The sequence below is a fragment of the Paractinoplanes maris genome (assembly GCF_023544465.1).
In the GTDB taxonomy this organism is placed as follows: domain Bacteria; phylum Actinomycetota; class Actinomycetes; order Mycobacteriales; family Micromonosporaceae; genus Actinoplanes; species Actinoplanes maris.
In genome coordinates this window covers 256035-279829 of sequence record NZ_JALPVL010000004.1, presented here as the reverse complement: position 1 = coordinate 279829, position 23795 = coordinate 256035, and the positions used below count along the sequence as shown (strand labels likewise).

Below are 23795 nucleotides of genomic sequence, written 5' to 3'. Positions count from 1 at the left end.
CCGGAACGAGAACCAGCCGGTACGGTCCGCCGGGCGCTGCTCTCGACCCCGCGACCAGGCACGGCGTGTACCCACTTCGACAGCGGCGATACCCCCGGAACGCTCGATCGCCGACGCGCTCACCCGGCCGGTCAACGCACACCGGCACAGGGTCCGCCGGCCCCCGCTCACGGTCAACTTCCACCCGGACCGGGGCTGCTCTCGCACACCGCACAGTTCTCGCGCCGCAGCGCCGCAGCACCGCAGCACCGCAGCACCGCAGCACCGCAGCACCGCAGCAGCGCGACAGCGCGACAGCGCGACAGCTCAGCGTTGAAGAAAGCGCTGTTGCTCACAGAACGAGTGGCAGCTCACGGCTGGAAACGCGCCCGGCGGCCACGGTCGGTGAAGCCGAGACGGCGATAGAGGGCGGCCGCGTCCGGGTTGTTGACGTTGACGGTCAGCCAGGCTTGGGTGCCGCCGACGGCCCGCAGGCGGGACAGCGACTCGGTGATCAGTGCCGCGGCCAGCCCTCGGCGCCGGGCGGCGGGCACCACGCCGACCTGGACCACCCAGTCGCGGGCGATCGTGATGAAGCCGGCGTCGCCCACGTCGGGCAAGGCGACGAGCAGTGAGCAGCCGGGGAGGAAGTCGTCGTCGTCCTCGTTCTCGGCGATCCAGTCGTCGGCCGGCTCGGCCGGGAAGCCGGGGCGGTCCCGGAACGAAGCTTGATAGGTGGAGTGGAAGCGCCGCGCGGCCGGCCCGCTCCAGCTCTCAACGGTCGCACCGTCGGGCCACGCCGCAGCGGGCATGGGGCCGGAGAGGTCGATGCGCATGACGTCCTCGGCGAACACCTGCCGCAGCCCGCGCGACGCGAACAGCGCCACCGCGCCGTCAGTCAAAGTTTCGCTCTCCACCGTGACGACACCGCCGGCGCCGTCCCCGGAGCCGGCGCTTTGAGCCCCCGCCGTGGGAGCACCCGCTGTGTCAGCACCGGCCAGGGAGACGCCCGCCGCATGAGCGCCCACCGCGTGAGCGCCAACCGCGTGCGCGCCCGCTGTGTGAGCGCCGGGCGGGCCGTCGTCGCCGGAGGCCAGGGCCAGGCCGTAGTCGAGCAGGTCGGCGCCCAGCCCGAGGCCGCGGGCGTCCGGGTCGACCAGGCCGGTGAAGGCCGGGCCGCTCGGCGTGAGGCGGACCGCGCCGGCCGCGAGCAGACCGCCACCGTCGTCGGCCGGCAGACCGAACGCCGACACGTCCTCCCCCGCCCAGCGCCGCCCGAGGAAGCCGGGCTCGCCGGCCAGCGGCAACCCGCCGTCAGCCTCGAGGCAGCGCCGCGCGAGGGCGAGCAGCTCCGCCGGGAGGCCGGTCAGCTCGGTCCACCTGGTCTGGCCGCTCGATGTCATCCGGCCAGATTACGCACGGCCCCAGCGGGGCTCGACTTATTTCACCCCCGCCGCGTCCATGCCGCGCAACTCCTTCTTGAGCTCGCCCATCTCGTCGCGGATGCGGGCGGCCAGCTCGAACTGCAGCTCGCGCGCGGCACCCAGCATCTGCTCGTTGAGGTCCTGGATGAGCTGAGCCAGCTCGGTGCGGGCCATGCCCTTGCCGGCCGTGGCCCCGGTCGTGGCGCGGCCCTTGGACCGGGTCTCGGGCACCGGTGCCTTGCCCCGCGAGATCTGCCGGCCACCGCCGCCGACCATCGGGTTGACCTGGGCGTCGGTGTCCTCGGCCTCACGGTAGATGTCGTCCAGGATGTCGTGGATCCGCTTGCGGAGCGCCTGCGGCACGATGCCGTTGGCCGTGTTGTGCGCGATCTGCTTGTCCCGCCGGCGGTTGGTCTCGTCGATGGCGTCGCGCATCGACGGGGTCATCTTGTCGGCATACATGTGGACCTCGCCGGAGACGTTTCGCGCCGCCCGGCCGATCGTCTGGATCAGCGACCGGCCGCTGCGCAGGAAGCCCTCCTTGTCGGCGTCGAGGATCGCGACCAGCGACACCTCGGGCAGGTCGAGGCCCTCACGCAGCAGGTTGATGCCGACGAGCACGTCGTAATCACCCTTGCGCAGCTCCTTGAGCAGCTCGACCCGGCGCAGCGTGTCCACCTCGGAGTGCAGGTAGCGCACCCGGATGCCGTTCTCCAGCAGGTAGTCGGTGAGATCCTCGGACATCTTCTTGGTCAGGGTCGTCACCAGCACCCGCTCGTCGCGCTCGGTGCGGAGCTTGATCTCGTGCATCAGGTCGTCGATCTGGCCCTTGGTCGGCTTGACCACCACCTGGGGGTCGACCAGACCGGTCGGGCGGATCACCTGCTCGACATACTCCCCCTGGGCCTGCTGCATCTCCCACGGGCCGGGGGTCGCGGACAGGTAGACCGTCTGGCCGACCCGCTCGAGGAACTCGTCGAAGCGAAGCGGACGGTTGTCGGCCGCGCTGGGCAGGCGGAAGCCGTGCTCGATGAGGATGCGCTTGCGGGACGCGTCACCCTCATACATGCCGCCGATCTGCGGGATCGTCACGTGGGACTCGTCGATGACGGTGATGTAGTCGTCGGGGAAGTAGTCGAGCAGCGTGTAGGACGGCTCGCCGGGTGAGCGCCCGTCCATGTGCATCGAGTAGTTCTCGATGCCGTTGCAGAAGCCGACCTGCCGCATCATCTCGACGTCGTAGGACGTGCGCATGCGCAGCCGCTGCGCCTCGAGCAGCTTGCCCTGCCGCTCCAGCTCGGCCAGTCGCTCCTCCAGCTCGGCCTCGATCTGGTGGATCGCCCGCTCCATGCGCTCGGGGCCGGCCACGTAGTGTGACGCCGGGAAGATGACCAGGTGCTCGACCTCGCGGACGACCTCACCGGTCAGCGGGTGCAGGTAGTAGAGCTTCTCGATCTCGTCACCGAACAGCTCGATGCGGACGGCGAGCTCCTCGTAGGCCGGGATGATCTCGAGGGTGTCGCCCCGCACGCGGAACGTGCCGCGCTGGAAGGCCATGTCGTTGCGCGAATACTGGATGTCGACCAGGCGGCGCAGCAGCTTGTCGCGGTCGACCTCCTCGCCGACCTTGAGCCCGACGGAGCGGTCGAGGTATTCCTGCGGGGTGCCCAGGCCGTAGATCGCGGAGACGGTCGCGACCACGATCGTGTCGCGCCGGGTGAGCAGCGACATGGTGGCCGAGTGACGCAGCCGCTCGACCTCTTCGTTGACCGACGAGTCCTTCTCGATGTAGGTGTCGGTCTGCGCGATGTAGGCCTCGGGCTGGTAGTAGTCGTAGTAGCTGACGAAGTATTCGACGGCGTTGTTGGGCAGCAGCTCGCGGAACTCCTTGGCGAGCTGGGCGCACAGCGTCTTGTTGGGCGCCAGCACCAGCGCGGGCCGTTGCAGCTTCTCGATCAGCCAGGCGGTGGTGGCACTCTTGCCGGTGCCGGTCGCGCCCAGCAGCACCGTGTTGCGGTCGCCGCGCCGGACGCGCCGGTCGAGCTCGGCGATGGCCGTCGGCTGGTCACCGGCCGGCTGGAATTCACTGATGACCTCGAAGCGGCCGTCGAGTCGGGGAAAGTCGAGCGCCATGGGACCTACCGTACGTCTAGGGTCTGACAAGTTTTCGCCGTCGCACGGGCCGTTGCGGCGCCCGTTGGCGACGGGCGTGCGCAGGGTGCACATTCGGCCGTGCCCGGCGGCATTGTTCCCGGTTGCAGGGGGCGCCTACCCTGGTGCGGTAGGCCGCTCGCGGCGGTCGCCCGGCACCGAGCGGGACCACCACACGGTCCCCTCAGCCGGCCCGTGGTTGTTGCGCCCCGGCTTTCCGGCGTGTGCACCCGCAGGTGGTCGCGCCCAGCGCAGACCAGCCGCCGCGAGCGCCCTAATTCCAACCCCAGGGTCAACCCCTTTCTTCCGTACGCCCTGACGTGCGCCGTGCGGAGGCGATGAAACGCTGGGCCGGCTGTACCCCCGACGTGCGCATTGCGGGACGAGGACACGCTTGGCACGCCGTACCGCGTTGCGGAGACGGGACACGCTCGGCACGCCGTACCGCGTTGCGGAGACGGGACACGCTCGGCACGCCGTACTGCAATGCGGAGACCGGACGCGCCGGGCGGGGACGCGGGGCCGGGTCAGACCGGGCGAGCGTCCGGGGGCGGCTGCCAGGCGGTCGCCTCGGCCCAGTCGTCGGCGGCGCGGGCCTCGTCGTCGAACCAGGGTTCCTTGGCCTCGGCGTACGTGTAGCGGTCCTGGTGCTCGGCGGCCCACCGGGCTTTGGCGGCGGCGTAACAGTCACGGGCCTCGGGAACAGCCCGCAGGTGGTCACGCATCAGCAGGGCGAACCGCCAGCCGGGCGACCCGGTGACCCGGACGTGCAGGTTCACCGGCCGGCCGGGGTCGGTCCCGCCGTGCAGGCGCTTGGGCCAGGTCTCGCCGGGCATGCCGCGCGCGTTGTCGACCCACTCCCCCGGCCGTTTCGGGAAGCCGGCGCCGGCCAGCCGGTCGGCCAGCGCGTCGGCCTCGTCGAGGGTGCGCACGGCCAGCATGAGATCGATGATGTCCTTGGCCGGCAGCCCGGGGACGGCCGTCGAGCCGATGTGCGACACCGTGACGCCCGGCGGCAGGGCGTGGCCGATCCGGGCGATGAGGCGTCCGGCCTGCTCGGGCCAGGTGGGGTCGGGCTCCGCGATGTGCAGCCGGCGGTCGGGGCGGGCCGAGACGCGTAGCCGCAGGTTGTGCTCGTACGGGCGCAGCCTCACCCGGTGGAGCCGGTCGACCTGGGCGTTCAGCTCCTCGAGCGAGCCGTCGTTGGTCAGCACCACGTCGGCCGCGCGGCGCCGATCGTCGTCGCCGGCCTGCGTGGCGATGCGGGCCTCGGCCTGCTCGGCGGTCATGCCGCGGGTCTCGACCAGCCGCCGGATCCGCCGGTCGCAGCCGGCCTCGACGACGAGCACCAGATGATAGGACGGGGCCAGCCCGGTCTCCACGAGCAGCGGTACGTCGTTGACGACGATCGCGTCGGCCGGGGCCCCGGCGGTCAGTTCGACGGTCCGGGCTCGTACCCGGGGGTGAATGATCTTTTCCAGGGTGCGGCGGGCCGGCTCGTCACCGAAGACCTTGGCCGCCAGCGCCGGTCGGTCGAGCTCGCCGCCGGCCGTGAGCACGCCGGCCCCGAACGCCGCGACGATCTCGGCCAGCCCGTCCGTGCCGGGCGCGACCACCTCGCGCGCCAGCACATCGGCGTCGATGATCAGCGCTCCGCACTGAGCGAGGCGTCGCGCCACCGCGCTCTTGCCCGCCCCGATCCCACCGGTCAGCCCCACCTTCAGCACCCGCTCAGTATTACCGGGCCGGCTGTGAACGGAACAGCCCGTCCCATCGGAACAGCTGGGTACAGCGAAAGGCCGCCCCGACCGAAGTCGGAGCGGCCTTCCTACGCTGCTGCGGGCTGACTCAGCCGGTGGGGCTGGATCAGGCCTTGCCGCCGGCGAGCTTCTCGCGCAGAGCGGCGAGGGCCTCGTCGGTGGCCAGGGTGCCGGACGGCTCCTCGTTGGTGCGCGCCGGGGCCGGCGAGCTCGACGAGGAGGAGGACGACGTCGACGTGGACGACGAGGTGGTCGCCGCACCGACCGGGGTCGGGTTGAGAGCGGCCTCGGCGTCGGCGTCGCGAGAAGCCTGCACCTGCTTGGTGTGGGCCTCCCAGCGCTCGCGGGCGTCGGCGTACTGCTTCTCCCACGTCTCGCGCTGCTTGTCGAAGCCCTCGAGCCACTCGCCCGTCTCGGGGTCGAAGCCCTCCGGGTAGATGTAGTTGCCCTCGTTGTCGTAGGTCGCAGCCATGCCGTAGAGGGTCGGGTCGAAGTGCTCCTCGCCCTCGACGAAGCCCTCGTTGGCCTGCTTGAGCGACAGCGAGATGCGACGACGCTCGAGGTCGATGTCGATGACCTTGACCAGGACGTCGGAGCCCACCTGCACGACCTGCTCGGGCAGCTCGACGTGCCGCTCGGCCAGCTCGGAGATGTGCACCAGACCCTCGATGCCGTCGTCCACGCGGACGAAGGCGCCGAACGGAACCAGCTTGGTGACCTTGCCCGGGACGATCTGGTTGATCGCGTGGGTGCGGGCGAACTGGCGCCACGGGTCTTCCTGGGTCGCCTTCAGCGACAGCGAGACGCGCTCGCGGTCCAGGTCGACGTCGAGCACCTCGACCTCGACCTCCTGGCCGACCTCGACAACCTCGGAGGGGTGGTCGATGTGCTTCCAGGAGAGCTCGGAGACGTGCACCAGGCCGTCGACGCCGCCGAGGTCGACGAACGCGCCGAAGTTGACGATCGAGGACACGACGCCCTTGCGGACCTGGCCCTTCTGCAGCTTGTTGAGGAACTCGGTGCGGACCTCGGACTGCGTCTGCTCGAGCCAGGCACGGCGGGACAGGACCACGTTGTTGCGGTTCTTGTCCAGCTCGATGATCTTGGCTTCGAGCTCGCGGCCGACGTAGGGCTGCAGGTCGCGGACGCGACGCATCTCGACCAGAGAAGCCGGCAGGAAGCCGCGGAGGCCGATGTCGAGGATGAGGCCACCCTTGACAACCTCGATGACGGAGCCGCGAACGACGCCGTCGTCCTCCTTGATCTTCTCGATGGTGCCCCAAGCGCGCTCGTACTGCGCGCGCTTCTTCGAGAGGATCAGACGACCTTCCTTGTCCTCCTTGGTGAGGACGAGGGCTTCGATGTGGTCACCGACCGACACCACTTCCGCGGGGTCCACGTCATGCTTGATCGACAACTCGCGCGAGGGGATGACACCCTCGGTCTTGTAGCCGATGTCGAGCAGGACCTCGTCCCGATCGACCTTGACGACGGTGCCTTCGACAATGTCGCCGTCGTTGAAGTACTTGATGGTCTCGTCGATGGCGGCGAGGAATGCTTCCTCGGACCCGAGATCGTCGACGGTGACCCGGTTGGCGCTCGAGGTGGCCTCGATGCTGCTCGTCATGTGGACTGTTGCTCCGAACGGATGGATTCGTGGTGTCTCTCGCGCGCCGCGGAACTGCCGGCGGGCACGGCACGAACGAAGCAACCGGACCGGGCTACCCAAAAGCACCAGAATCCCTGCAGTCGATCATGTCGAGACCGACGACCACGGAACCTGCTCCCTGCCGAGGCACACGATCCGCGAGCGCATCGACTAGCTTACCGTGCGCATTACCACAGGTTGCAAGCCCTCCTGACGAGCCAGGCACAATGTTCGGTCGAAAGCCCGCAGCATGCCCGTTATGTGCGGAATCGGGACAGCCGGTCGTCCTGCCGTACCGTGTCGGCGTGACCGAGATCAACCCGCCCGCCGCCGGCGAGCCCCGGCATCGGGCGATCACCGACGCTCAGAGCCGGGTCGCCAGCCGCGGCTGGTGGGATTCCGATGCCGACGACTACCAGGCCGAACACGGCGCCTTCCTGGGCGATCTCGACTTCGTCTGGTGCCCCGAGGGGCTGCGCGAGGCCGACGCGCGGTTGCTCGGCGACGTGCGCGGCAAGCGGGTGCTGGAGCTCGGCGCCGGCGCCGCGGCGGGTGCGCGCTGGCTCGCCGGGCAGGGGGCCGAGGTGACTGCTCTCGATCTCTCGGCGGGCATGCTGCGGCACGCGCGGGCGGCCGAGGATCGTACGGGGGTGAGCGTGCCGCTCGTGCAAGCCGACGCGCTCGCGCTGCCGTTCGCGGACAGCGTATTCGACATCGTGTGCACGGCCTTCGGGGCGATCCCGTTCGTGGCCGACTCGGGCGCGGCGATGCGGGAGGTGGCGCGGGTCCTGCGTACGGGAGGCTCCTGGGTCTTCTCGATCACGCACCCGATGCGCTGGATCTTCTGGGACGAGCCCGACGAGAGCGGCCTGATCGCCCGCAACTCCTACTTCGACCGCACGCCGTACGTGGAGACCGACGAGAACGGGGTGCCGGTCTACGTCGAGCAGCACCGCACACTCGGCGACCGGGTGCGGGAGCTGGTGGCGGCCGGGTTCGTGCTGCGCGACCTCGTCGAGCCGGAGTGGCCGGCCGGGCACGAGCAGATCTGGGGTCAGTGGAGCCCGCTGCGCGGCCGGCTCTTCCCGGGCACCGCGATCTTCGTGTCGGACCTGCCGGATTGAGTCGTTTTCGCAGGCTGTGCCGGGGTATCCGGCAGTCATGGCGGACGACAAGGGCCTGAAAAAGGGCGACGACGTGACCTGGAAGAGCCATGGGCAGAACGTCCACGGCGAGGTCGAGCAGAAGATCACGAAGCGGACCGAGGCGGCCGGGCGCACCGTCGACGCCTCCCCCGACGATCCGCAGTACAAGGTCAAGAGCGACAAGACCGGGCGCGAGGCCGTGCACAAGCCGGGAGCGCTGAAGAAGGATGGCTGAGCAGGACACGTACGCCGAGTTCCAGGACGCGGTGAACATGACCGCGAGCGAACTCGACAAGTGGCTGAAGACGGACGAGTCGAAGGAGGTCGGCCAGAAGTCGTCGGCCGGCGCCGAGTCGGTCGGGCACGACTCCGGCCGGAAGATCATCAAGATTCTCGGTACGAAGAAGGCCGACCTGACCGAGGCCGACGAGGCGCACATGCGCAAGGTCGTGGGCTACGTGCACCGGCACCTGGCCCAGCACCCCAAGGGTGACGTCGAGGACACCAAGTGGCGTTACTCGTTGATGAACTGGGGCCACGACCCGCTCAAGAAGTGAGCCTCAGACCGGATTGCAAGTCTCGAGCGTCAGACCGGGATGCCCGTCTCGAGCAGGGCGCCCATGATCGCCAGGGCGGCCGGGATCATGCGGTAGTAGACCCAGGTGCCCCGGCGGTCGCTGTCGACCAGGCCCGCCTCGCGCAGCACCTTGAGGTGGTGCGAGATGGTCGGGCCGGTCAGATGGAACTCGCCGGTCAGGTCGCAGACGCACACCTCGCCGCCGCGGGCCGAGGCGATCATCGACAGCAGCCGCAGGCGCACCGGATCGCCGAGCGCCTTGAACATCGGCGCGAACGTGTCGGCCTGCGTCGAATCGAGCGGCTCGCGGGTGAGCGGCCCCCCGGCTGCGGCGTTTTCCATCGTCTGCCTCCCCATGGCGTCACCCTTGCAAAGCGGCGCAACCGCGACCGATCACGGCGCTCCGACTCCCGCGGCCGCGACAGCACGACCGCGGAGAGCGTACGCCGTCAGATCAACTGATGGTGATCCGGAACCGCGTGCCATGGTCGGCCGGGTCGGCATCGGTGAGCTCGGTCACCCACGACGCGCCGGCGGCCACCGGGCCGGTCAGTGGTCGGCGCCGTTCCAGTCGCGGCCGTGGCCGACGGAGACCTCGAGCGGGACGGACAGCGGGTAGGCGCCGCCCATCTCGCGGCGGACCAGCTCCTCCAGTTGCTCGCGCTCGCCGGTGGCCACGTCGAAGACCAGCTCGTCGTGGACCTGCAGGAGCATCCGGGACGCGAGGCCGGTCTCTTTGATCGCCCGGTCGACCCGGAGCATCGCGACCTTGATGATGTCGGCCGCGGAGCCCTGGATGGGGGCGTTGAGCGCCATCCGCTCGGCCATCTCGCGGCGCTGACGGTTGTCGCTGGACAGGTCGGGCAGGTAACGACGCCGGCCCATGATGGTGGCCGTGTAGCCGTCCTGGACCGCGCGTCTCACCACGGCCTGCAGGTAGTCGCGAACGCCGCCGAAACGCTCGAAATACTCGTCCATGAGGCCGCGGGCCTCGTCGGTCGGGATGGTGAGCTGGTTGGACAGGCCGAACGCGCTCAGGCCGTAGGCCAGGCCGTAGTTCATCGCCTTGATCTTGCGGCGCTGGTCGGGCACGACCTCCTCGACCGGCACGTGGAACACCGACGAGGCGGTGGCCGCGTGGAAGTCGAACGCCGAGTTGAAGGCGGCGATGAGCGCCTCGTCCTTGGACAGGTGCGCCATGATGCGCATCTCGATCTGGCTGTAGTCGGCCGTCATGAGCTCGTCGAAACCCTCACCGACGACGAACGCCCGGCGGATGCGGCGGCCCTCCTCGGTGCGGATCGGGATGTTCTGCAGGTTGGGGTCGGTCGACGACAGCCGGCCGGTGGCGGCGACGGTCTGGTTGAACGTGGTGTGGATGCGCCCGTCGTCGGAGACCGACTTGAGCAGCCCGTCGACGGTCGACTTGAGCTTGGCCACGTCGCGGTGGCGCAGCAGGTGCTCGAGCAGCGGGTCGGCGGTCTGGGTGAACAGGCTCTGCAGCGCGTCGGCGTCGGTGGTGTAACCCGACTTGATCCGCTTGGTCTTGGGCAGGTTGCGCTCGACGAACAGGATCTCCTGCAGCTGCTTGGGTGAGCCCAGGTTGAACTCGCGGCCGACCTCGGCGTGCGCGGCCTGCTGGGCCGACTTGACCTCGGCGGCGAAGTGCGACTCGAGCTCGGACAGGTAGACCGTGTCGGCCGCGATGCCCAGGTGCTCCATCTCGCCCAGCACCTCGGACAGCGGCTGCTCGACCTCGATGAGCAGCGTCTGGGACTCGCCGCCGTCGCGGGAGAGCTCCTCGGTGAGCACGTCGGCCAGGTCGAGCGTGGCCCGGGCGCGCAGCATGACGTTCTGCTCGGCGGCGCCGTCGTTGCCGTCGAGGCCCTGCAGCAGGTCGAGCTGGCCGGTCGCCGGCTCCTCGACCCGCAGCTCGCGCTTGAGGTAGCGCAGGGCGAGGTCGGTCAAGTCGTAGGCCCGCTGGTCGGGTTTGGCCAGGTAGGCCGCGAGCGCCGTGTCGACCCGGACGCCGACCAGGTGCCAGCCGTGGGCGCGCATGGCCAGCGAGGCCGGCTTGGCGTCGTGCAGCACCTTGGGCCGGTCGGGGTCGGTGAGCCAGGCGGCGACGGCCCGCTCGTCGGTCTCGTCGAGGGCGGCCGGGTCGAACCAGGCGGCCGGGCCGTCGCCGGTCGCCACGGCGACACCGGTGAGCGAGCCCGTGCCGCGGCCGAACGTGCCCGTGACGGCCACCCCGACCGGTGCCGCGGCGGCGTGCGCGGTCAGCCACGGCGCCACCTCGCCCGCGCCGAGCACACGACCCTCGATGTCGAAGCCGGCCTCGGCCTCGGGCTCGACCGCGTCGAGGTAGGAGTAGAGACGCTCGCGCAGCACCCGGAACTCGAGCGCGTCGAAGACCTGGTGGACGGCCTCACGGTCCCAGCCGTGCCAGCGCACGTCCTCGGGGCGCAGCGGCAGCTCGAGGTCTGTGCGCAGGGCGTTGAGCTCGTAGTTGAGCATCACCGACGACAGGTGGGCTCGCAGGTTGTCACCGGCCTTGCCCTTGATCTTGTCAGCGTTGGCCACGACGCCCTCGATGCCGCCGAACTCGGTGATCCACTTGGCCGCCGTCTTGGGCCCGACACCGGGGACGCCGATCAGGTTGTCGCTGGTCTCGCCGACCAGGGCCGCCTTGTCCCGGTAGAGGTGGGGCGGGACGAGCTGCTTCTCCTCGACCAGCGCGGGGGTCATCCGCCAGACCTCGGACACGCCGCGGCTCGGGTAGAGGACCGTGGTGTGCTCGTCGACCAGCTGCAGGGCGTCGCGGTCACCGGAGGAGATGAGCACCTGCATGCCGGCCGCACGGGCCTGGGTGGCCAGGGTGGCGATGACGTCGTCGGCCTCGAAGCCGGGCTTCTCCACATAGGGGATGCGCAGCGCGTCGAGGATCTCCTTGACCAGGCTGACCTGGCCCTGGAACTCCGGCGGCGTCGCGGATCGGCCGGCCTTGTACTCCGGGTATTTCTCGGTGCGGAAGGAGACGCGGGAGACGTCGAACGCGACCACGATGTGCGTGGGCTTCTCGTCGCGCAGCATGTTGATCAGCATCGAGGTGAAGCCGAAGACGGCATTCGTGTGCTGACCGGTCTGCGTGCTGAAATTCTCCTTGGGCAGCGCGTGGAACGCGCGGTAGGCCAGGGAGTGGCCGTCGAGCAGCAGCAAACGGGGGGTCTGGGCGTCGTCGCTCACGTCGAGGAACTCTAGTCGTGAGGTGTGACAGAAACCGGGACCACCCCGTTCACTCAGAGCACCTTGCTCAAAAATGCCCTGGTTCGCTCATGCTGCGGGTTGGTGATCACGTCACGGGGCGTACCCTGCTCCACCACGACCCCGCCGTCCATGAAGATCAGCTTGTCGCCGACCTCGCGGGCGAAGCCGATCTCGTGAGTCACCACGACCATCGTCATGCCGTCCTGGGCCAGGCCCTTCATGACGTCGAGGACCTCCCCCACCAGTTCCGGGTCGAGGGCGCTGGTCGGCTCGTCGAAGAGCATCAGCTTGGGCCGCATGGCCAGCGCCCGGGCGATCGCCACCCGCTGCTGCTGACCGCCGGAGAGCTGACCGGGGTAGTTGCCGACCTTCTCGCCCAGCCCGACCCGCTCGAGCAGGCTCAGCGAGCGGTCCCGGACCTCGGCCTTGGACTCGCGCTTGACCCGGCAGGGCGCTTCCATCACGTTGTCCAGCACCGTCATGTGCGGGAACAGGTTGAAGCGCTGGAAGACCATGCCGATCGACCGGCGCTGCTTGGCCACGTCCTTCTCGCCGAGCTCGTGCAGCTTGCCGCCGCGCTCGCGATAGCCCACCAGCTCGCCGTCGACCAGGATCCGGCCCGCGTTGATCTTCTCGAGGTGGTTGATGCAGCGCAGGAACGTCGACTTGCCGGAACCCGAGGGCCCCAGCACGCAGCACACCTCACCCGGCTTGACCACCAGGTCGATGCCCTTGAGCACCTCGAGCGAGCCGAACGACTTGTGCACGTTGTCCGCGCGCACCATCTCGGTCGCGGTCATGGTCCCTCCCCGACGCCGGTGATCCGGCCTCCCTGCTCGACCTGGATGTCCCGCAGCCGCTGCCGGGCCTTGGCGGCCGCGCCGTACCCCTTGCCGAAGTGCCGCTCCACGAAGAACTGGGCGACCATCAGCACGGTGCACAGGATCAGATACCAGATCAGCGCCGCGACGATGACCGGCAGCACCACGAACGTACGGGCCGAGACCTGTTGCAGTTGGAACCACAGCTCGAAGGTCACCGGCACGAACGCGACCAGCGACGTGTCCTTGACCATCGCGATGATCTCGTTGCCGGTCGGCGGCACGATCACCCGCATCGCCTGCGGCAGGACGACCCGGCGCAGCACCTGCCCGCGGGACATGCCCAGCGCGACCGCCGCCTCCGACTGCCCCTCGTCGATCGACTGGATGCCGGCCCGCACGATCTCGGCCATGTAGGCCGCCTCGGACAGGCCCAGCGCCAGCATGCCGGCCACAAAACCGGCGAGCAGGTCGCTGGCCTTGATGCTGTAGAACTGCCCGTCGAAGCCGTCGAGGCCGAACAACTTGCCGATCTGGGTGCCGAACGGCAGGCCGAAGCCGATCCGCTCCCACAGGATGTTCAGGTTTCCGAAGAGCACCGCCAGCACGAGCCGCGGCACCGCCCGGAAGAACCAGGTGTAGACGAAGGCCACCGACGACAGGATCCGGTTCTCCGACAACCGCATGATCGCGATGACGATGCCGAGCCCGATACCGATCGCCATCGACGAGATCGTCAGCAGGATGGTGCCGCGCAGGCCGTTCAGGACCGGCTCGGTGAACATCACACCGCGCTTGCCGTCCTGATACTCCAGGAAGATGAACGACCAGCGGAACCGGTCGTTGGTCACCAGCAGGTGCACGAACATCGCGACCAGGATCGCGATGACACCGAGGCCCACCCAGCGGGCGGGGTGCCGCACGGGCACGGCCTTGATCGGTTCAGGCCGTGCCCGTACGGATGTGGATTCGTCGCTCATGCCAGGGTCAGACCGACGGGTTCACTTCGGCGGTGGTGACCGCGCCCGCGGTGACGCCCCACTTGTCGAGGATCGTCTTGTAGGTGCCGTCGGCGATCAGGGCCTGCACCGCCTCGCCGATGACATCGGCGAACTCGGTCTGGTCCTTGGCGATCGCGTAGCCGTACGGCGCCGCGTCGTAGATCTCGCCGACCAGCGCCAGCTGCCCGCTCGTCTGCTTCACCGCGTACGCCACGATCGGCGAGTCGGCCAGCATGGCCTCGTCCTTGCCGGTCACCACGGCGTTGGTGGCGTCCGACTGCTTCTGGTACTGGTCGATCGTGATCTTGGCCTTGCCGCCGTCGGTGCACTTCTTGGACCGGGCGTTCAGGTCGTCCACCTGCACGGTCGCGGTCTGCACGGCGATCTTCTTGCCGCACACGTCGTCCGGGTTGATCGTCACGCCGGTCTTGGCGGCCCACTGGGTGCCCGCCGAGAAGTAGGAGACCATGTTGACCTCCTTCAGCCGATCCGCGTTGATCGTGAACGAGGAGACCCCCACCGCGTACTTCTTGGTGGTCACGCCCGGGATGATGCTGTCGAACGTGGCCGAGGTCCACTCCGTGGTCAGGTTCAGCTTCTGCGCGACCGCGTTGAACAGGTCGACGTCGAAGCCGATGACCGTCTTGCCGTCGCTGTCGAGATATTCGTTCGGCGCGTACGACGAGTCGGTCCCGATGGTGAGCTTGCCCGCGCTCTTGATGTCGGCGGGAACCTTGTCGGCCAGAGCGGTGTCGGCGGACGCGCTCGGCGCCGGGGCGCCGCTCGAGCCCGAGTCGTCCGACTCCGAGCCGCAGGCGCCCAGCGACAGCGTCAGCGCCGCCGCGGCGGCCAGGCCGAGGATCGCCCGGCGGCCGGGGGTGGTGCGGAACATGATGACTCCTAGTCGTCGAAAATCGTGTTACGCGACGCCGAGGTAGGCGTCCTTGACGGCCGGGTCGTGCAGGAGCTCGGCACCGGTGCCTTCCTTGACGATCCGCCCGGTCTCCAGAACGTACGCGCGATGCGCGCGGGACAAGGCCTGTTGGGCGTTCTGTTCCACGAGCAGCACGGTCGTACCCTGCTGGTTGATCTCCACGATGATGTCGAAGATCTGCTGGATCAGCATGGGGGCGAGACCCATCGACGGCTCGTCCAGCAGCAGCAGCTTGGGCCGGCTCATCAGCGCCCGGCCGACCGCGAGCATCTGCTGCTCACCGCCGGACAGGGTGCCGCCCGCCTGCTTCTCCCGCTCCCTGAGCCGGGGGAAGAGGGTGAACGCCCGGTCCATGTCCTCGTCGATCTCCGACCGGTTACGCCGCGTGTAGGCGCCCATCTCCAGGTTGTCGCGCACCGACATGCCCGGGAAGATGCCCCGGCCCTCCGGCGACTGCGACACGCCACGGACCACCCGCAGGTCGGCGCGCAGCTTCGAGATGTCCTCGCCGTCGAACCGGATCGTGCCCTGCGACAGCGGCCGCAGACCCGAGATGGCCCGCATCGTCGTCGACTTCCCGGCGCCGTTCGCACCGATCAAGGCGACCACCTCGCCCTGGGCGACCGTCAGGCTGATGCCGTGCAGGGCCTGGATACGCCCGTAGGACAGCGTCACATTTTCGACTTCAAGCAGCATCGGTCGGCACCCCCAGGTACGCGGCGATGACCGCCGGGTTGTCCCGCACCTCGGCGGGCGTCCCCTCGGCGATCTTCTTGCCGAACTCCAGCACCACGATCCGGTCGGTCACACCCATCACCAGGCGCATGTCGTGCTCGATCAGCAGCACCGTCACGCCGGTGTCGCGGATCTTGCGGATCAGCGCCAGCAGCTCGACCTTCTCCGCCGGGTTGAAGCCGGCGGCCGGCTCGTCCAGGCAGAGCAGGGTCGGGTTGGTCGCGAGAGCACGGGCGATCTCCAGCCGGCGCTGCTCACCGTACGAGAGGTTGCGGCTGACATCGCCGGCCCGGTGCCCGATCCCGACGAAGCGCAACAACTCGATCGAACGAGCACGCCCCGACTTCTCCTCCCGCCAGAATCGCGGCAGGCGGAACAGCGCGCTGAGGACGCTCGTCTTGTGATGCGCGTCCGCGCCCACCATGACGTTCTCCAGCGCCGTCATCTCGGGGAACAACCGCACGTTCTGGAACGTCCGCGCGATGCCACCCCGGGTGATCTCGTGCTTCTTCTTGCCGACGACCGACTCGCCCTGGAACCGGATCGCCCCGCTGGTCGGCCGGTAGACGCCGGTCATCGCGTTGAAGCAGGTGGTCTTGCCGGCGCCGTTCGGACCGATCAGACCGAAGATCTCACCCTTGCGCAGCGAGAAGCTGACGTCGTTGAGCGCCACGACACCGCCGAACCGCAGCGTCACGTGGTCGACCTCGAGAAGGACGTCCTCATCCCGTACGCGATCGGACGTCGACCCTCGGCCGGTGCCACCGGTCGGCTCGGGCTCATCCACCGGGCGCTCGTTGGCCCGGTCGAGCTCCTCAGGAGTCTCCATGTGCGGCTCACTCACTGGGGAGCCACCTCCTTCTCCCGGTCCTTGAGCTCCATGGCCCGGCGACGGCTCGGGATCAGACCCTGCGGCCGCAGCACCATGATGATGATGATCACGGCGCCGAACAACGCGAACCGGTACTCGTACAGGTCGGTGTCGCCCAGCGAGATACCCCGCAGACGGTCCGGGATGTACGAGATCAGCGCACCGCCCAGGATCGCCCCGGCCATGTTGCCGGAACCACCCATGACCACGCCCGCCAGCACCAGGATCGAGAACTGCAGCACGAACGTCTGCGAGTTGATGAAGCCCTGCTCACCGGCGAACAGCACACCACCGAGACCACCGATGAACGCGCCGATCGCGAACGCCCACAACTTGTACTTGATGGTCCGCACGCCCATGATCTCGGCGGCTTCCTCATCCTCGCGGATCGCCAGCCACGAACGGCCGACCCGGCTCCGGTCGAGATTCCGCACACCCAGGATGACCAGGATGATGACCACCAGGCCGAGCCAGAAGTACGGCACCGCGTCGGTCACACCGAAGATCGGTTTCCCGCCCCACTCACCCGGCGGGTGCGGGATGCTCGCGAAACCACGGTCACCGCGCAACGTCGTCGTGCTCGTCGCGAAGATCCGGATGATCTCGGCGAAGCCGAGCGTCACGATGGCCAGGTAGTCACCGCGCAACCGCAGCGTCGGCCAGCCCAGGATCAGGCCCGCCACCATGGTCAGCGCCAGCGCCACCGGCACCGCCATCAGCCACTTCCAGCCCGTGTCCGCATACAGGACCGAGTCCGGAGAGGTCAGCAGAGCCGTGCCGTACGCGCCGACCGCGAAGAAGCCGACATAACCGAGGTCCAGCAGACCCGCGTAGCCGACCACGACGTTCAGGCCCAGCGCCAGCAGCACGTAGTAGGACATGTTGAACAGCGCGCTCGGCCAGTCGATGCCCTCGGTGACGATCTGCGGGCCGAGCAGCGGGATGTCACCCGCGTACGGCAGCAGGAACGCCAGCACCAGAGCGACCGCCACGACCACACCGCGCACCCACACCGGCTGCCGGCCGAACCAGCCCCGCACACCGCCGCTGCTGCGGAAAGTTGCCTTCTCGCTCACGCTCATGCTCGAGCCCTTCCCAGCGACTCACCCAGCAGACCGGTCGGACGGAACAGCAGGATGACCACGAGCAGCACGAACGAAGCCGCGTGCAGCCACTGCGAACCGAACAGACCGGCCGCGTACGCCTGCAACACACCGAGCAGCAAGCCGCCCAGCAGTGCACCGCGCAAGTTACCGATACCGCCCAGAACAGCCGCCGCGAACGCGTCGATGCCGAGCAGGAAGCCCGCGTCGTACCGGGTCACGCCGATCTTCAGGTTGTACATCACCGCGGCGACGCCGGCCATCAGACCACCCAGCAGGAACACCAGCCCGATCACCCGCGACTTGTTGACACCCATCAACGCCGCGCTGTCCGGGTTCTGCGCCACCGCGCGGATACCCCGGCCCAGACGGGAACCGTTGATGAAACGATCCAGCAGGAACATCATCACCAGCGCCAGCACAATGATGAGGAGCTGCAGGTTCGTGACCGTCGTGTCGCCGATCGTGAAGAGCGGCTTCGCCTGGATGACCGGCGGCACACCCTTCTGATTGCGGTGCGTCAGCACACCGGTCAGCTCGGAGATGAACAACGAGGCGCCGATGGCGGTGATCAGGAACGCGAGCGGCGGCGCGTTACGCCGGCGCAGCGGCCGGTAGGCCACCAGCTCCACCGCGAGGGCCGTGGCCCCCGACGCGATGATCGCACCGACCAGGCCGATCACCAGGTAGAGCAGCATCAAGCCGACCGAGGGGGCCGCCGAGTTCTGGTCGAGTCCGAACAGTCCCCACACGAACAGACACGCGTACGTGCCCATGAGGAAGACCTCGGAGTGCGCGAAGTTGATGAGCCGCAGAACACCGTAGACCAGCGTGTAACCCAGGGCGAACAACGCGATGATCGCGCCCTGGGCGAGACCGGAGACGGTGAGCGGCCCGAAATCATTGATCAGACCGGAAAAATCCACAGAGGGGCTCCAAAACGAAGAGGTCGGTGCGGCCGGAGATCATCCGGCCGCACCGGCCCAACAGAGAGTTAGCGCTACCCGATCAGGAGGTCTTGATCTCCACGTCGGCCTTCGCGTCGCCCGAGCTGTCGAACTTGAACGCCCACACCTTGATCAGCGACGGGTCGAGCTCGCCGGTCTCGGTGAACTTGTAGGTGTTCGCGATGCCCTTGTAGTTCACCGTCGACAAGTAGGTGTTGAGCTTCTCCGTGGTGTTGTTACCCGCGTCGATGCCCTGCAGGAAGATGTTCGCGGCGTCGAACGCCACATCCGAGTACGTACCCGCGTCGACGTTCCACTTCGCCTTGTAGTCGTTGACGAACGTGCCACCCGCAGCCTCCGGAGGCGAGCACGGGCAGGTCACCACGGTGCCCACCGCCTGCTGCACACCCGAAGCCTTCGACAGGCCCAGGTCCTTCATGCCGTCACCGCCGATCAGCGTGCCCTTCCAGCCCGCCGCGCTCAGCTGCTTACGGATGATGCCCGCGTTCGTGTAGTAGCCGCCGTAGAACAGCGCCGTGGCACCGCTCGACTGGACCTTCTGCACCAGCGCCGAGAAGTCGGCCTGCTTGCCGTCACCCTCGGTCTTGTCGCTGGCGACCACCAGCGCACCCAGCTTCGACTTGACGACATCGGCCAGGCCGGCACCGTACGCCGACTGGTCGTCCGCCACGAAGACCTTGGTGGCCTTCATGTTGTCCTTGATGTACGCCGCAGCCGCCGGACCCTGCGAGTCGTCGTTCGCGACCGCGCGGTGGAAGGTCTTCCACCCCTTCGACGCCAGCGACACCCGGGTCGCCGACGGCGAGATGGTCGGGATGCCGGCCGCCTCGAAGATCGGGTCGGCCGCCTCGGACTCACCCGAGAACGGCGGGCCGACGATGCCGAGGATCTTCTTGTCCGCGACCAGGCTACGAGCGACACCAGGAGCGACCGAAGCCTCACCCTGGGAGTCGAACTTCGCGACCTCGATACACGTCGAGCCCTTGGCCTTGTTGTACTGCTCGATGGCCAGCTCGAAGCCTTGCTCGATGTTGACACCGAGGTTGGCGGCCGAGCCGGTCAGAGCGCCGAAGTATGCGAGCTTGTAGCCGCAGTTCGAACCGCTCGCGGTGTCGTCGCTGCCTGAGTCGCTATTGCAAGCAGCGGCACCGGCGATGAGCCCGATGATGGCCACCCCGCCGATGGCTCGTGCGAGAACCTGCCTCAAGGTTGAAACCCTCCTCCATACGAACCCACCGAGCCACCGCTGATCGATTGGCACTTGCGTGCGACGACGACCACCTGTGCCCCGTTCTGGGGCGGGACGCTATCCCAGGTACGCGGCCTGCCAAAAGACTTCACTCGGGCTTTCACCGAACCGTTACGTCCGGTGACCCGCAGGCCAGAGTTGGTGTTACAACCGGGCTACCTCAAGATCAACTCGTGGCGGGCTGCTCGCCGCTCGTTTCCTGACCCTCCGCCAGGATGCGATCCGCCACCTCACGCATCGTCATCCGGTGATCCATCGCCGTGCGCTGAATCCACTTGAACGCCTGCGGCTCGGTCATCTGATACTTCGTCATCAGCTCACCCTTGGCCCGCTCAACCGACTTCCGCGTCTCCAGACGATCAGTCAGACCGGCGACCTCGGCCTCCAGCACGGCGATCTCCGAATAGCGCGACAGCGCGATCTCGACCGCCGGCACCAGATCCGACTTCTGGAACGGCTTCACCAGATAAGCCATCGCGCCGGCCGCCCGGGCCCGCTCCACCAGATCACGCTGACTGAACGCTGTCAGAATCACGACAGGCGCGATCCGGCCGCCCGCGATCCGCTCCGCGGCCGCCAACCCGTCCATGATCGGCATCTTGATGTCGAGGATGACGAGGTCGGGGCGCAACTCCTCGGCCAGGCGCACGGCGGTCTCCCCGTCGCCCGCCTCACCGACGACGTCGTAGCCCTCCTCGACGAGCATCTCCGCCAGGTCCAGGCGGATGAGCGCCTCGTCCTCGGCGATCAGAACCCGCTTGCGCTCGGCGCCAGCCTGCGAGTCGGCCACGGAACCCCTACCCCCAACGTTCCCGAAGTCGCGACACCCCGGTATCCGGGTGTCGTCGCCCTAAGCCTAGTGGGTAGTCTGTCTTCTGCTTGGGTCAGCGTGGCCTTGTCGCGATGAACCAGGCATGCCGGGGTGGCGCAATCGGCTGACGCGGATGACTCAAAATCATTTGTTCGAGAGAACATGCGGGTTCGAATCCCGTCCCCGGCACCACAGAAAACTGTCGTACCCCTGTACGACAATGACTATATGCATCCAGCCCATCTCCGCGAGCGAGCCATCCAGTTGCGCGCCGACGGCATTACCTTCGGCGAGATATGTCGCGATCTTGGGCTGCCGCGGCGGACAGTGGGTAACTGGTTCTACGGCGATCGCCCGCGACGCCGCGTGGAGCGCGAGGCGAACCGACCCCGATGCGCTCGTTGCGCCGACCCCCCACGTGACGTCTCCGACGGCGATGCTTACGCCTACCTTCTCGGGCTTTACCTCGGAGACGGCCACCTCGTCACTTCCGTGAAGGTTCCCGTGCTCCGTGTCTACTGCACTGCGGCGTGGCCGGGCCTCGTCGCCATGTGTGAAGAGGCGATGCTGCGCGTCCTCGCGAGAAAGGTCCACCGTGTGTCACGCGATGGCTGCGTCGTGGTGGAGAGTTCCTCCAACCACTGGCCCTGCTTCTTCCCTCAGCACGGCCCCGGCAAGAAGCACGAGCGCCTCATCGCACTGACTCCCTGGCAGACGAACATTGTCGACGTATTTCCCCAAGATTTCCTCCGCGGCCTGTTCCATTCTGATGGTTGTCGAGTGATGAATAAAGTGCAACGCGGTGACAAGACGTATCAATATGCGCGATACATGTTCGCGAACGAGTCAGCAGACATCATGGCCTTATGCCAGGGCGCTTTGGACGGGTTGGCGATCAAGTGGCGGATGTGCCGGACCAACCTTCTTTCGGTGGCGCGCCGGGAGGCCGTGGCGCGGTTGGACGAGTTCGTTGGCCCGAAGTGGTGACCGTTCGCCCCCGCCCCGGCGCCATGAACGGGCACGTCGGCGACCGCTGTGCGTGACCGCTGACCTCGTCCGGCATCCCTGAGTCACTCCGGTTGGCCACGCTCCGCGCTGTCCGTCGTGGGCGCGGCTACGCCCGGTGAGCCGGCGTTGTGCTTGTCCGTGTTCTTCTTCGGCTCCCGGCTCTTACTCGGCTTGCCGGTCCCTCGGGGCACGTCGGTCGGCTTGCCGGTGTGGGTCGGCCGGCCCGGTTTCGACGGCGGTGTCGCGGTGGGTACCGGTTCCGAGGTCGCCGGCAGTCCCGGTTGGACGGGGTCCGACGGGCCGAGCGGCGCCGGTGTCGGCGGTGCTGACGGCGTCACCGGTGTGGACGGCGGTGCCGAGGGTGACGGGCTCGCCGACGCTGACCGGTGCAGGTCCCGGCAGTACTTTCCGATGTGTTTCTCTCCCCCGGCGGCTTTGCTGAGTCTGCGCCGGTCCTCGCGGCTCAGCGGCCGGTCGGCGCCGCCCCAGGCCTGGCACCAGGTGAGGGCGGTGACGTCGAGGGAGGGACGGGGCCCCGGCCGGCTGGGTGACGGGGTGGTCGGGGTGCCTGTTCCCGGCGCAGGTACGCCCAGCGCCGAGAACAGGCTGTGCGCGTGCTGCTGGGCTCCTTGGGGCAGGTTGCCGGTGCGGGCGGCGACGGCGGTGCCGGTGAGAATGAGGAGAGCCAGACCGGTCGTGGCGGGCACGAGCACGGCCCGGATTCTCGCCTTGGCGTGGCGGCGTCGTTCGCTGCGGGCAGCACTTCTGCGGTGGGCGACGAAGGCGGCGACCATCTCGTGTTCGCCGGCGAGTTCCTCCGGGGTGGCGGGGGCTCGGGCGGCGTCGAGGAGGTCGGCGAGGCCGGGGTGATCGGGTGTGGCGATCGGGTCGGTCTCGGGGTGCTTCCGTCGCGTGCGCAGTGCACGGAGGAGAGCGTGGAGGGCGCGCATTTTGTTACACCCCCTCTCTCGTACGGATTTGGGGATGCAGGGCGAGGCGGCGGAGTCCGCGCATGGTGGCGATGCGGACGGCGCCGGGTTTTTTGCCTAGGATGCCGGCGGTGGTGGCGACGTCGAGTCCGATGACGATGCGGAGCATGACGGCTTCGGCCTGGTCGGCGGGGAGGCCGGCGATGACGGTGAGGGCCCAGGTGGTGGCGGCGCCTTCGGCGGCCTGGGTGGCGGCGTCGGGGGCGGTCCGGGTGGGTGGGGTCGCGGTTTCCCGCGTACGGGATTGGCGTCTTTTCTCGTCGATGCCGCGGTGCCGGGCGATGCGGAAGAGCCAGCCCCGGAAGCCGTCGTGGTCGCCGTCGAAGTGCTGGAGGTCGCGGATGACGTGGAGCCAGGTTTCGCTGGCGGCGTCTTCGGCGTGGTCTCCGGCGAGGACGCGCAGGTAGCGCAGCACCGAGGGGTGGTGGGTGCGCCAGAGTGTGGCGAAGCCGGCTGCGTCGCCTTGTTGTGCGGCGCGCAGGGCGTCGGTCAGGTCAGTGTCGGGCACGGCCTCTCCGGAGGGTGGGAGCGCTCGTCTGGTACCCGGCTGTGAATCTGCGTGAACCTCGGGTTCGGGGGTCGGCCGGATGTTGTCATGGCAGGGACACGTTCGGCTGGAGGCCTCATGTTGTGGTCCGGTTCTTCGCCCCTGTCTGCGATGCGCGAGAGCATGTGGGGGTTTCTGCTGTTCGCCGGGGTGGCGTGGCTGGCGATCGGGTGGAGTGTATTGCGGCTGGAGCCGGCCGATGTGGTGGCGGTGGCTGGTCCGGTGATTTTCTTCGGTGCCTTGTGTGAGGTGGTGCGGGCGCTCGCCGGGACGAGGACGTGGTGGGTGAACGCGTCGATGGCGGCGTTGTTCACGGCGACCGGTGTGGTGGTGCTGCTGGATCAGGGTTCGACTTATGCGACGACGGTGTCGCTGGTCGGGTGGTTCCTGATGGTGCGGGGTGCGGTGGACATCGCGGTGGCGACGATGAATCGGGGCACCGACCGGACCTGGGGCCTGATGGTGACGTTGGGGGTTTTGCAGGCCGGCCTGGGGTTTTATGCCGCGGGGCCGCTGGCTCGGGCCGCTGACCCGGTGATTGTGACGTTGGGTGCGCTGGGTTTGTTGCGGGCGGTGGCTGATCTGGTGACCGGGTTGCGGTTGCGGGAGGTGTCCGCGGCGCGGCAGGACGTGTTGCGGTTGCCGCCGGAGCGGGCGGCCGGCGTGGCTGGTTATTCGGCTGGTCTGGCGGATTTCGAGGCGCATCCGCGGCATCGGGCCGAGGCCCTTCACGAGCCGGATGCTGTCGAACGTTAGAGCTTTGGTCTCCCCTGCCCCGCCGGGCCGGGATCCGTTGTCGGCCAGTCG

Annotated in this window: 22 protein-coding genes and 1 tRNA gene; 6 read left to right on the top strand and 17 right to left on the bottom strand. The window is 68.5% G+C overall.

Going from position 1 to position 23795, the window contains the following annotated elements; translation table 11 throughout:
* Positions 1-350 precede the first annotated feature (350 nt).
* The 4 genes from NAG42_RS13365 to rpsA all read right to left on the bottom strand — a co-directional run bounded on the left by NAG42_RS13365 (position 351) and on the right by rpsA (position 6941).
* Positions 351-1382: a GNAT family N-acetyltransferase gene (locus NAG42_RS13365; RefSeq protein ID WP_250030554.1), complete on the bottom strand. Its 1032-nt coding sequence runs from the start codon at positions 1380-1382 to the stop codon at positions 351-353.
* 36 nt (positions 1383-1418) lie between these two features.
* The gene (gene uvrB / locus NAG42_RS13360; RefSeq protein WP_250030553.1) at positions 1419-3536 is read right to left on the bottom strand and encodes an excinuclease ABC subunit UvrB; all 2118 of its coding nucleotides are present in this window, start codon (positions 3534-3536) and stop codon (positions 1419-1421) included.
* A 545-nt stretch (positions 3537-4081) separates the two neighbouring features.
* Entirely contained in the window at positions 4082-5281 is a 1200-nt protein-coding gene (gene coaE / locus NAG42_RS13355) for a dephospho-CoA kinase (protein WP_250030552.1), read from the bottom strand.
* 139 nt (positions 5282-5420) lie between these two features.
* A complete protein-coding gene (rpsA, locus tag NAG42_RS13350) occupies positions 5421-6941 on the bottom strand; it encodes a 30S ribosomal protein S1 (protein ID WP_250030551.1) in 1521 nt (506 codons plus the stop codon).
* Between the two features lie 335 nt (positions 6942-7276).
* Here rpsA and NAG42_RS13345 point away from each other — a divergent pair, with 335 nt between their 5' ends.
* Genes NAG42_RS13345 through NAG42_RS13335 form a run of 3 tightly spaced genes read left to right on the top strand, consistent with a single transcriptional unit; the run spans position 7277 to position 8664 of the window.
* The gene (locus NAG42_RS13345; protein ID WP_438872408.1) at positions 7277-8086 is read left to right on the top strand and encodes a class I SAM-dependent methyltransferase; all 810 of its coding nucleotides are present in this window, start codon (positions 7277-7279) and stop codon (positions 8084-8086) included.
* A 37-nt stretch (positions 8087-8123) separates the two neighbouring features.
* Complete coding sequence (locus tag NAG42_RS13340; RefSeq protein WP_250030549.1) at positions 8124-8342, top strand: hypervirulence associated TUDOR domain-containing protein; 219 nt, start codon at positions 8124-8126, stop codon at positions 8340-8342.
* The gene (locus NAG42_RS13335) at positions 8335-8664 is read left to right on the top strand and encodes a DUF3140 domain-containing protein (RefSeq protein ID WP_250030548.1); all 330 of its coding nucleotides are present in this window, start codon (positions 8335-8337) and stop codon (positions 8662-8664) included. Before NAG42_RS13340 ends, NAG42_RS13335 begins: the two co-directional genes overlap by 8 nt.
* A 29-nt stretch (positions 8665-8693) precedes the next feature.
* Here the strand turns inward: NAG42_RS13335 and NAG42_RS13330 are convergent, their stop codons facing one another.
* From NAG42_RS13330 to NAG42_RS13280, 11 genes are all read right to left on the bottom strand, one after another.
* Positions 8694-9026 (bottom strand): ArsR/SmtB family transcription factor, encoded by a 333-nt coding sequence (locus NAG42_RS13330; RefSeq protein WP_250030547.1) that lies wholly within the window; start codon positions 9024-9026, stop codon positions 8694-8696.
* Positions 9027-9233: 207 nt separating this feature from the next.
* Entirely contained in the window at positions 9234-11930 is a 2697-nt protein-coding gene (gene polA / locus NAG42_RS13325; RefSeq protein ID WP_250030546.1) for a DNA polymerase I, read from the bottom strand.
* A 53-nt stretch (positions 11931-11983) separates the two neighbouring features.
* Positions 11984-12751, bottom strand: a complete 768-nt coding sequence (locus tag NAG42_RS13320) for an amino acid ABC transporter ATP-binding protein (RefSeq protein ID WP_284045271.1) — start codon at positions 12749-12751, stop codon at positions 11984-11986.
* Positions 12748-13752 (bottom strand): amino acid ABC transporter permease, encoded by a 1005-nt coding sequence (locus NAG42_RS13315; protein WP_250030545.1) that lies wholly within the window; start codon positions 13750-13752, stop codon positions 12748-12750. Before NAG42_RS13315 ends, NAG42_RS13320 begins: the two co-directional genes overlap by 4 nt.
* A 7-nt stretch (positions 13753-13759) precedes the next feature.
* A complete protein-coding gene (locus tag NAG42_RS13310; RefSeq protein ID WP_250030544.1) occupies positions 13760-14665 on the bottom strand; it encodes an ABC transporter substrate-binding protein in 906 nt (301 codons plus the stop codon).
* 27 nt (positions 14666-14692) lie between these two features.
* Complete coding sequence (locus NAG42_RS13305) at positions 14693-15403, bottom strand: ABC transporter ATP-binding protein (RefSeq protein ID WP_250030543.1); 711 nt, start codon at positions 15401-15403, stop codon at positions 14693-14695.
* Positions 15393-16286: an ABC transporter ATP-binding protein gene (locus tag NAG42_RS13300; protein WP_250030542.1), complete on the bottom strand. Its 894-nt coding sequence runs from the start codon at positions 16284-16286 to the stop codon at positions 15393-15395. The genes NAG42_RS13305 and NAG42_RS13300 overlap by 11 nt, the downstream gene beginning before the upstream one ends.
* Positions 16283-17395, bottom strand: a complete 1113-nt coding sequence (locus NAG42_RS13295; protein ID WP_250030541.1) for a branched-chain amino acid ABC transporter permease — start codon at positions 17393-17395, stop codon at positions 16283-16285. The genes NAG42_RS13300 and NAG42_RS13295 overlap by 4 nt, the downstream gene beginning before the upstream one ends.
* On the bottom strand, positions 17392-18342 hold the full coding sequence (locus NAG42_RS13290; protein ID WP_250030540.1) for a branched-chain amino acid ABC transporter permease: 951 nt from the start codon (positions 18340-18342) through the stop codon (positions 17392-17394). Before NAG42_RS13290 ends, NAG42_RS13295 begins: the two co-directional genes overlap by 4 nt.
* A gap of 82 nt (positions 18343-18424) precedes the next feature.
* On the bottom strand, positions 18425-19591 hold the full coding sequence (locus NAG42_RS13285; RefSeq protein ID WP_250030539.1) for a branched-chain amino acid ABC transporter substrate-binding protein: 1167 nt from the start codon (positions 19589-19591) through the stop codon (positions 18425-18427).
* Positions 19592-19799: 208 nt separating this feature from the next.
* Positions 19800-20423, bottom strand: coding sequence for an ANTAR domain-containing response regulator (locus NAG42_RS13280; RefSeq protein WP_250030538.1), 624 nt, complete (start codon positions 20421-20423; stop codon positions 19800-19802).
* Between the two features lie 126 nt (positions 20424-20549).
* On the opposite strand from NAG42_RS13280, the gene NAG42_RS13275 reads away from it, so the two are divergent.
* A tRNA-Leu gene (locus NAG42_RS13275) sits at positions 20550-20636 on the top strand.
* 36 nt (positions 20637-20672) lie between these two features.
* Complete coding sequence (locus NAG42_RS13270; RefSeq protein ID WP_250030537.1) at positions 20673-21431, top strand: helix-turn-helix domain-containing protein; 759 nt, start codon at positions 20673-20675, stop codon at positions 21429-21431.
* 83 nt (positions 21432-21514) lie between these two features.
* Here the strand turns inward: NAG42_RS13270 and NAG42_RS13265 are convergent, their stop codons facing one another.
* Positions 21515-22402, bottom strand: a complete 888-nt coding sequence (locus NAG42_RS13265; RefSeq protein WP_250030536.1) for a hypothetical protein — start codon at positions 22400-22402, stop codon at positions 21515-21517.
* Positions 22403-22406: 4 nt separating this feature from the next.
* Positions 22407-22949, bottom strand: a complete 543-nt coding sequence (locus tag NAG42_RS13260; RefSeq protein ID WP_250030535.1) for an RNA polymerase sigma factor — start codon at positions 22947-22949, stop codon at positions 22407-22409.
* A gap of 150 nt (positions 22950-23099) precedes the next feature.
* Here NAG42_RS13260 and NAG42_RS13255 point away from each other — a divergent pair, with 150 nt between their 5' ends.
* Positions 23100-23744: a DUF308 domain-containing protein gene (locus NAG42_RS13255; protein ID WP_250030534.1), complete on the top strand. Its 645-nt coding sequence runs from the start codon at positions 23100-23102 to the stop codon at positions 23742-23744.
* Positions 23745-23795 lie beyond the last annotated feature (51 nt).

Coding starts and splice junctions, on each gene's coding strand:
- NAG42_RS13365 (WP_250030554.1), bottom strand. CDS start 1,382: ATGACATCGAGCGGCCAGACCAGGTGGACCGAGCTGACCGGCCTCCCG.
- uvrB (WP_250030553.1), bottom strand. CDS start 3,536: ATGGCGCTCGACTTTCCCCGACTCGACGGCCGCTTCGAGGTCATCAGT.
- rpsA (WP_250030551.1), bottom strand. CDS start 6,941: ATGACGAGCAGCATCGAGGCCACCTCGAGCGCCAACCGGGTCACCGTC.
- NAG42_RS13340 (WP_250030549.1), top strand. CDS start 8,124: ATGGCGGACGACAAGGGCCTGAAAAAGGGCGACGACGTGACCTGGAAG.
- NAG42_RS13335 (WP_250030548.1), top strand. CDS start 8,335: ATGGCTGAGCAGGACACGTACGCCGAGTTCCAGGACGCGGTGAACATG.
- NAG42_RS13330 (WP_250030547.1), bottom strand. CDS start 9,026: ATGGAAAACGCCGCAGCCGGGGGGCCGCTCACCCGCGAGCCGCTCGAT.
- NAG42_RS13320 (WP_284045271.1), bottom strand. CDS start 12,751: ATGACCGCGACCGAGATGGTGCGCGCGGACAACGTGCACAAGTCGTTC.
- NAG42_RS13315 (WP_250030545.1), bottom strand. CDS start 13,752: ATGAGCGACGAATCCACATCCGTACGGGCACGGCCTGAACCGATCAAG.
- NAG42_RS13310 (WP_250030544.1), bottom strand. CDS start 14,665: ATGTTCCGCACCACCCCCGGCCGCCGGGCGATCCTCGGCCTGGCCGCC.
- NAG42_RS13305 (WP_250030543.1), bottom strand. CDS start 15,403: ATGCTGCTTGAAGTCGAAAATGTGACGCTGTCCTACGGGCGTATCCAG.
- NAG42_RS13295 (WP_250030541.1), bottom strand. CDS start 17,395: ATGAGCGTGAGCGAGAAGGCAACTTTCCGCAGCAGCGGCGGTGTGCGG.
- NAG42_RS13270 (WP_250030537.1), top strand. CDS start 20,673: ATGCATCCAGCCCATCTCCGCGAGCGAGCCATCCAGTTGCGCGCCGAC.
- NAG42_RS13265 (WP_250030536.1), bottom strand. CDS start 22,402: ATGCGCGCCCTCCACGCTCTCCTCCGTGCACTGCGCACGCGACGGAAG.
- NAG42_RS13255 (WP_250030534.1), top strand. CDS start 23,100: ATGCGCGAGAGCATGTGGGGGTTTCTGCTGTTCGCCGGGGTGGCGTGG.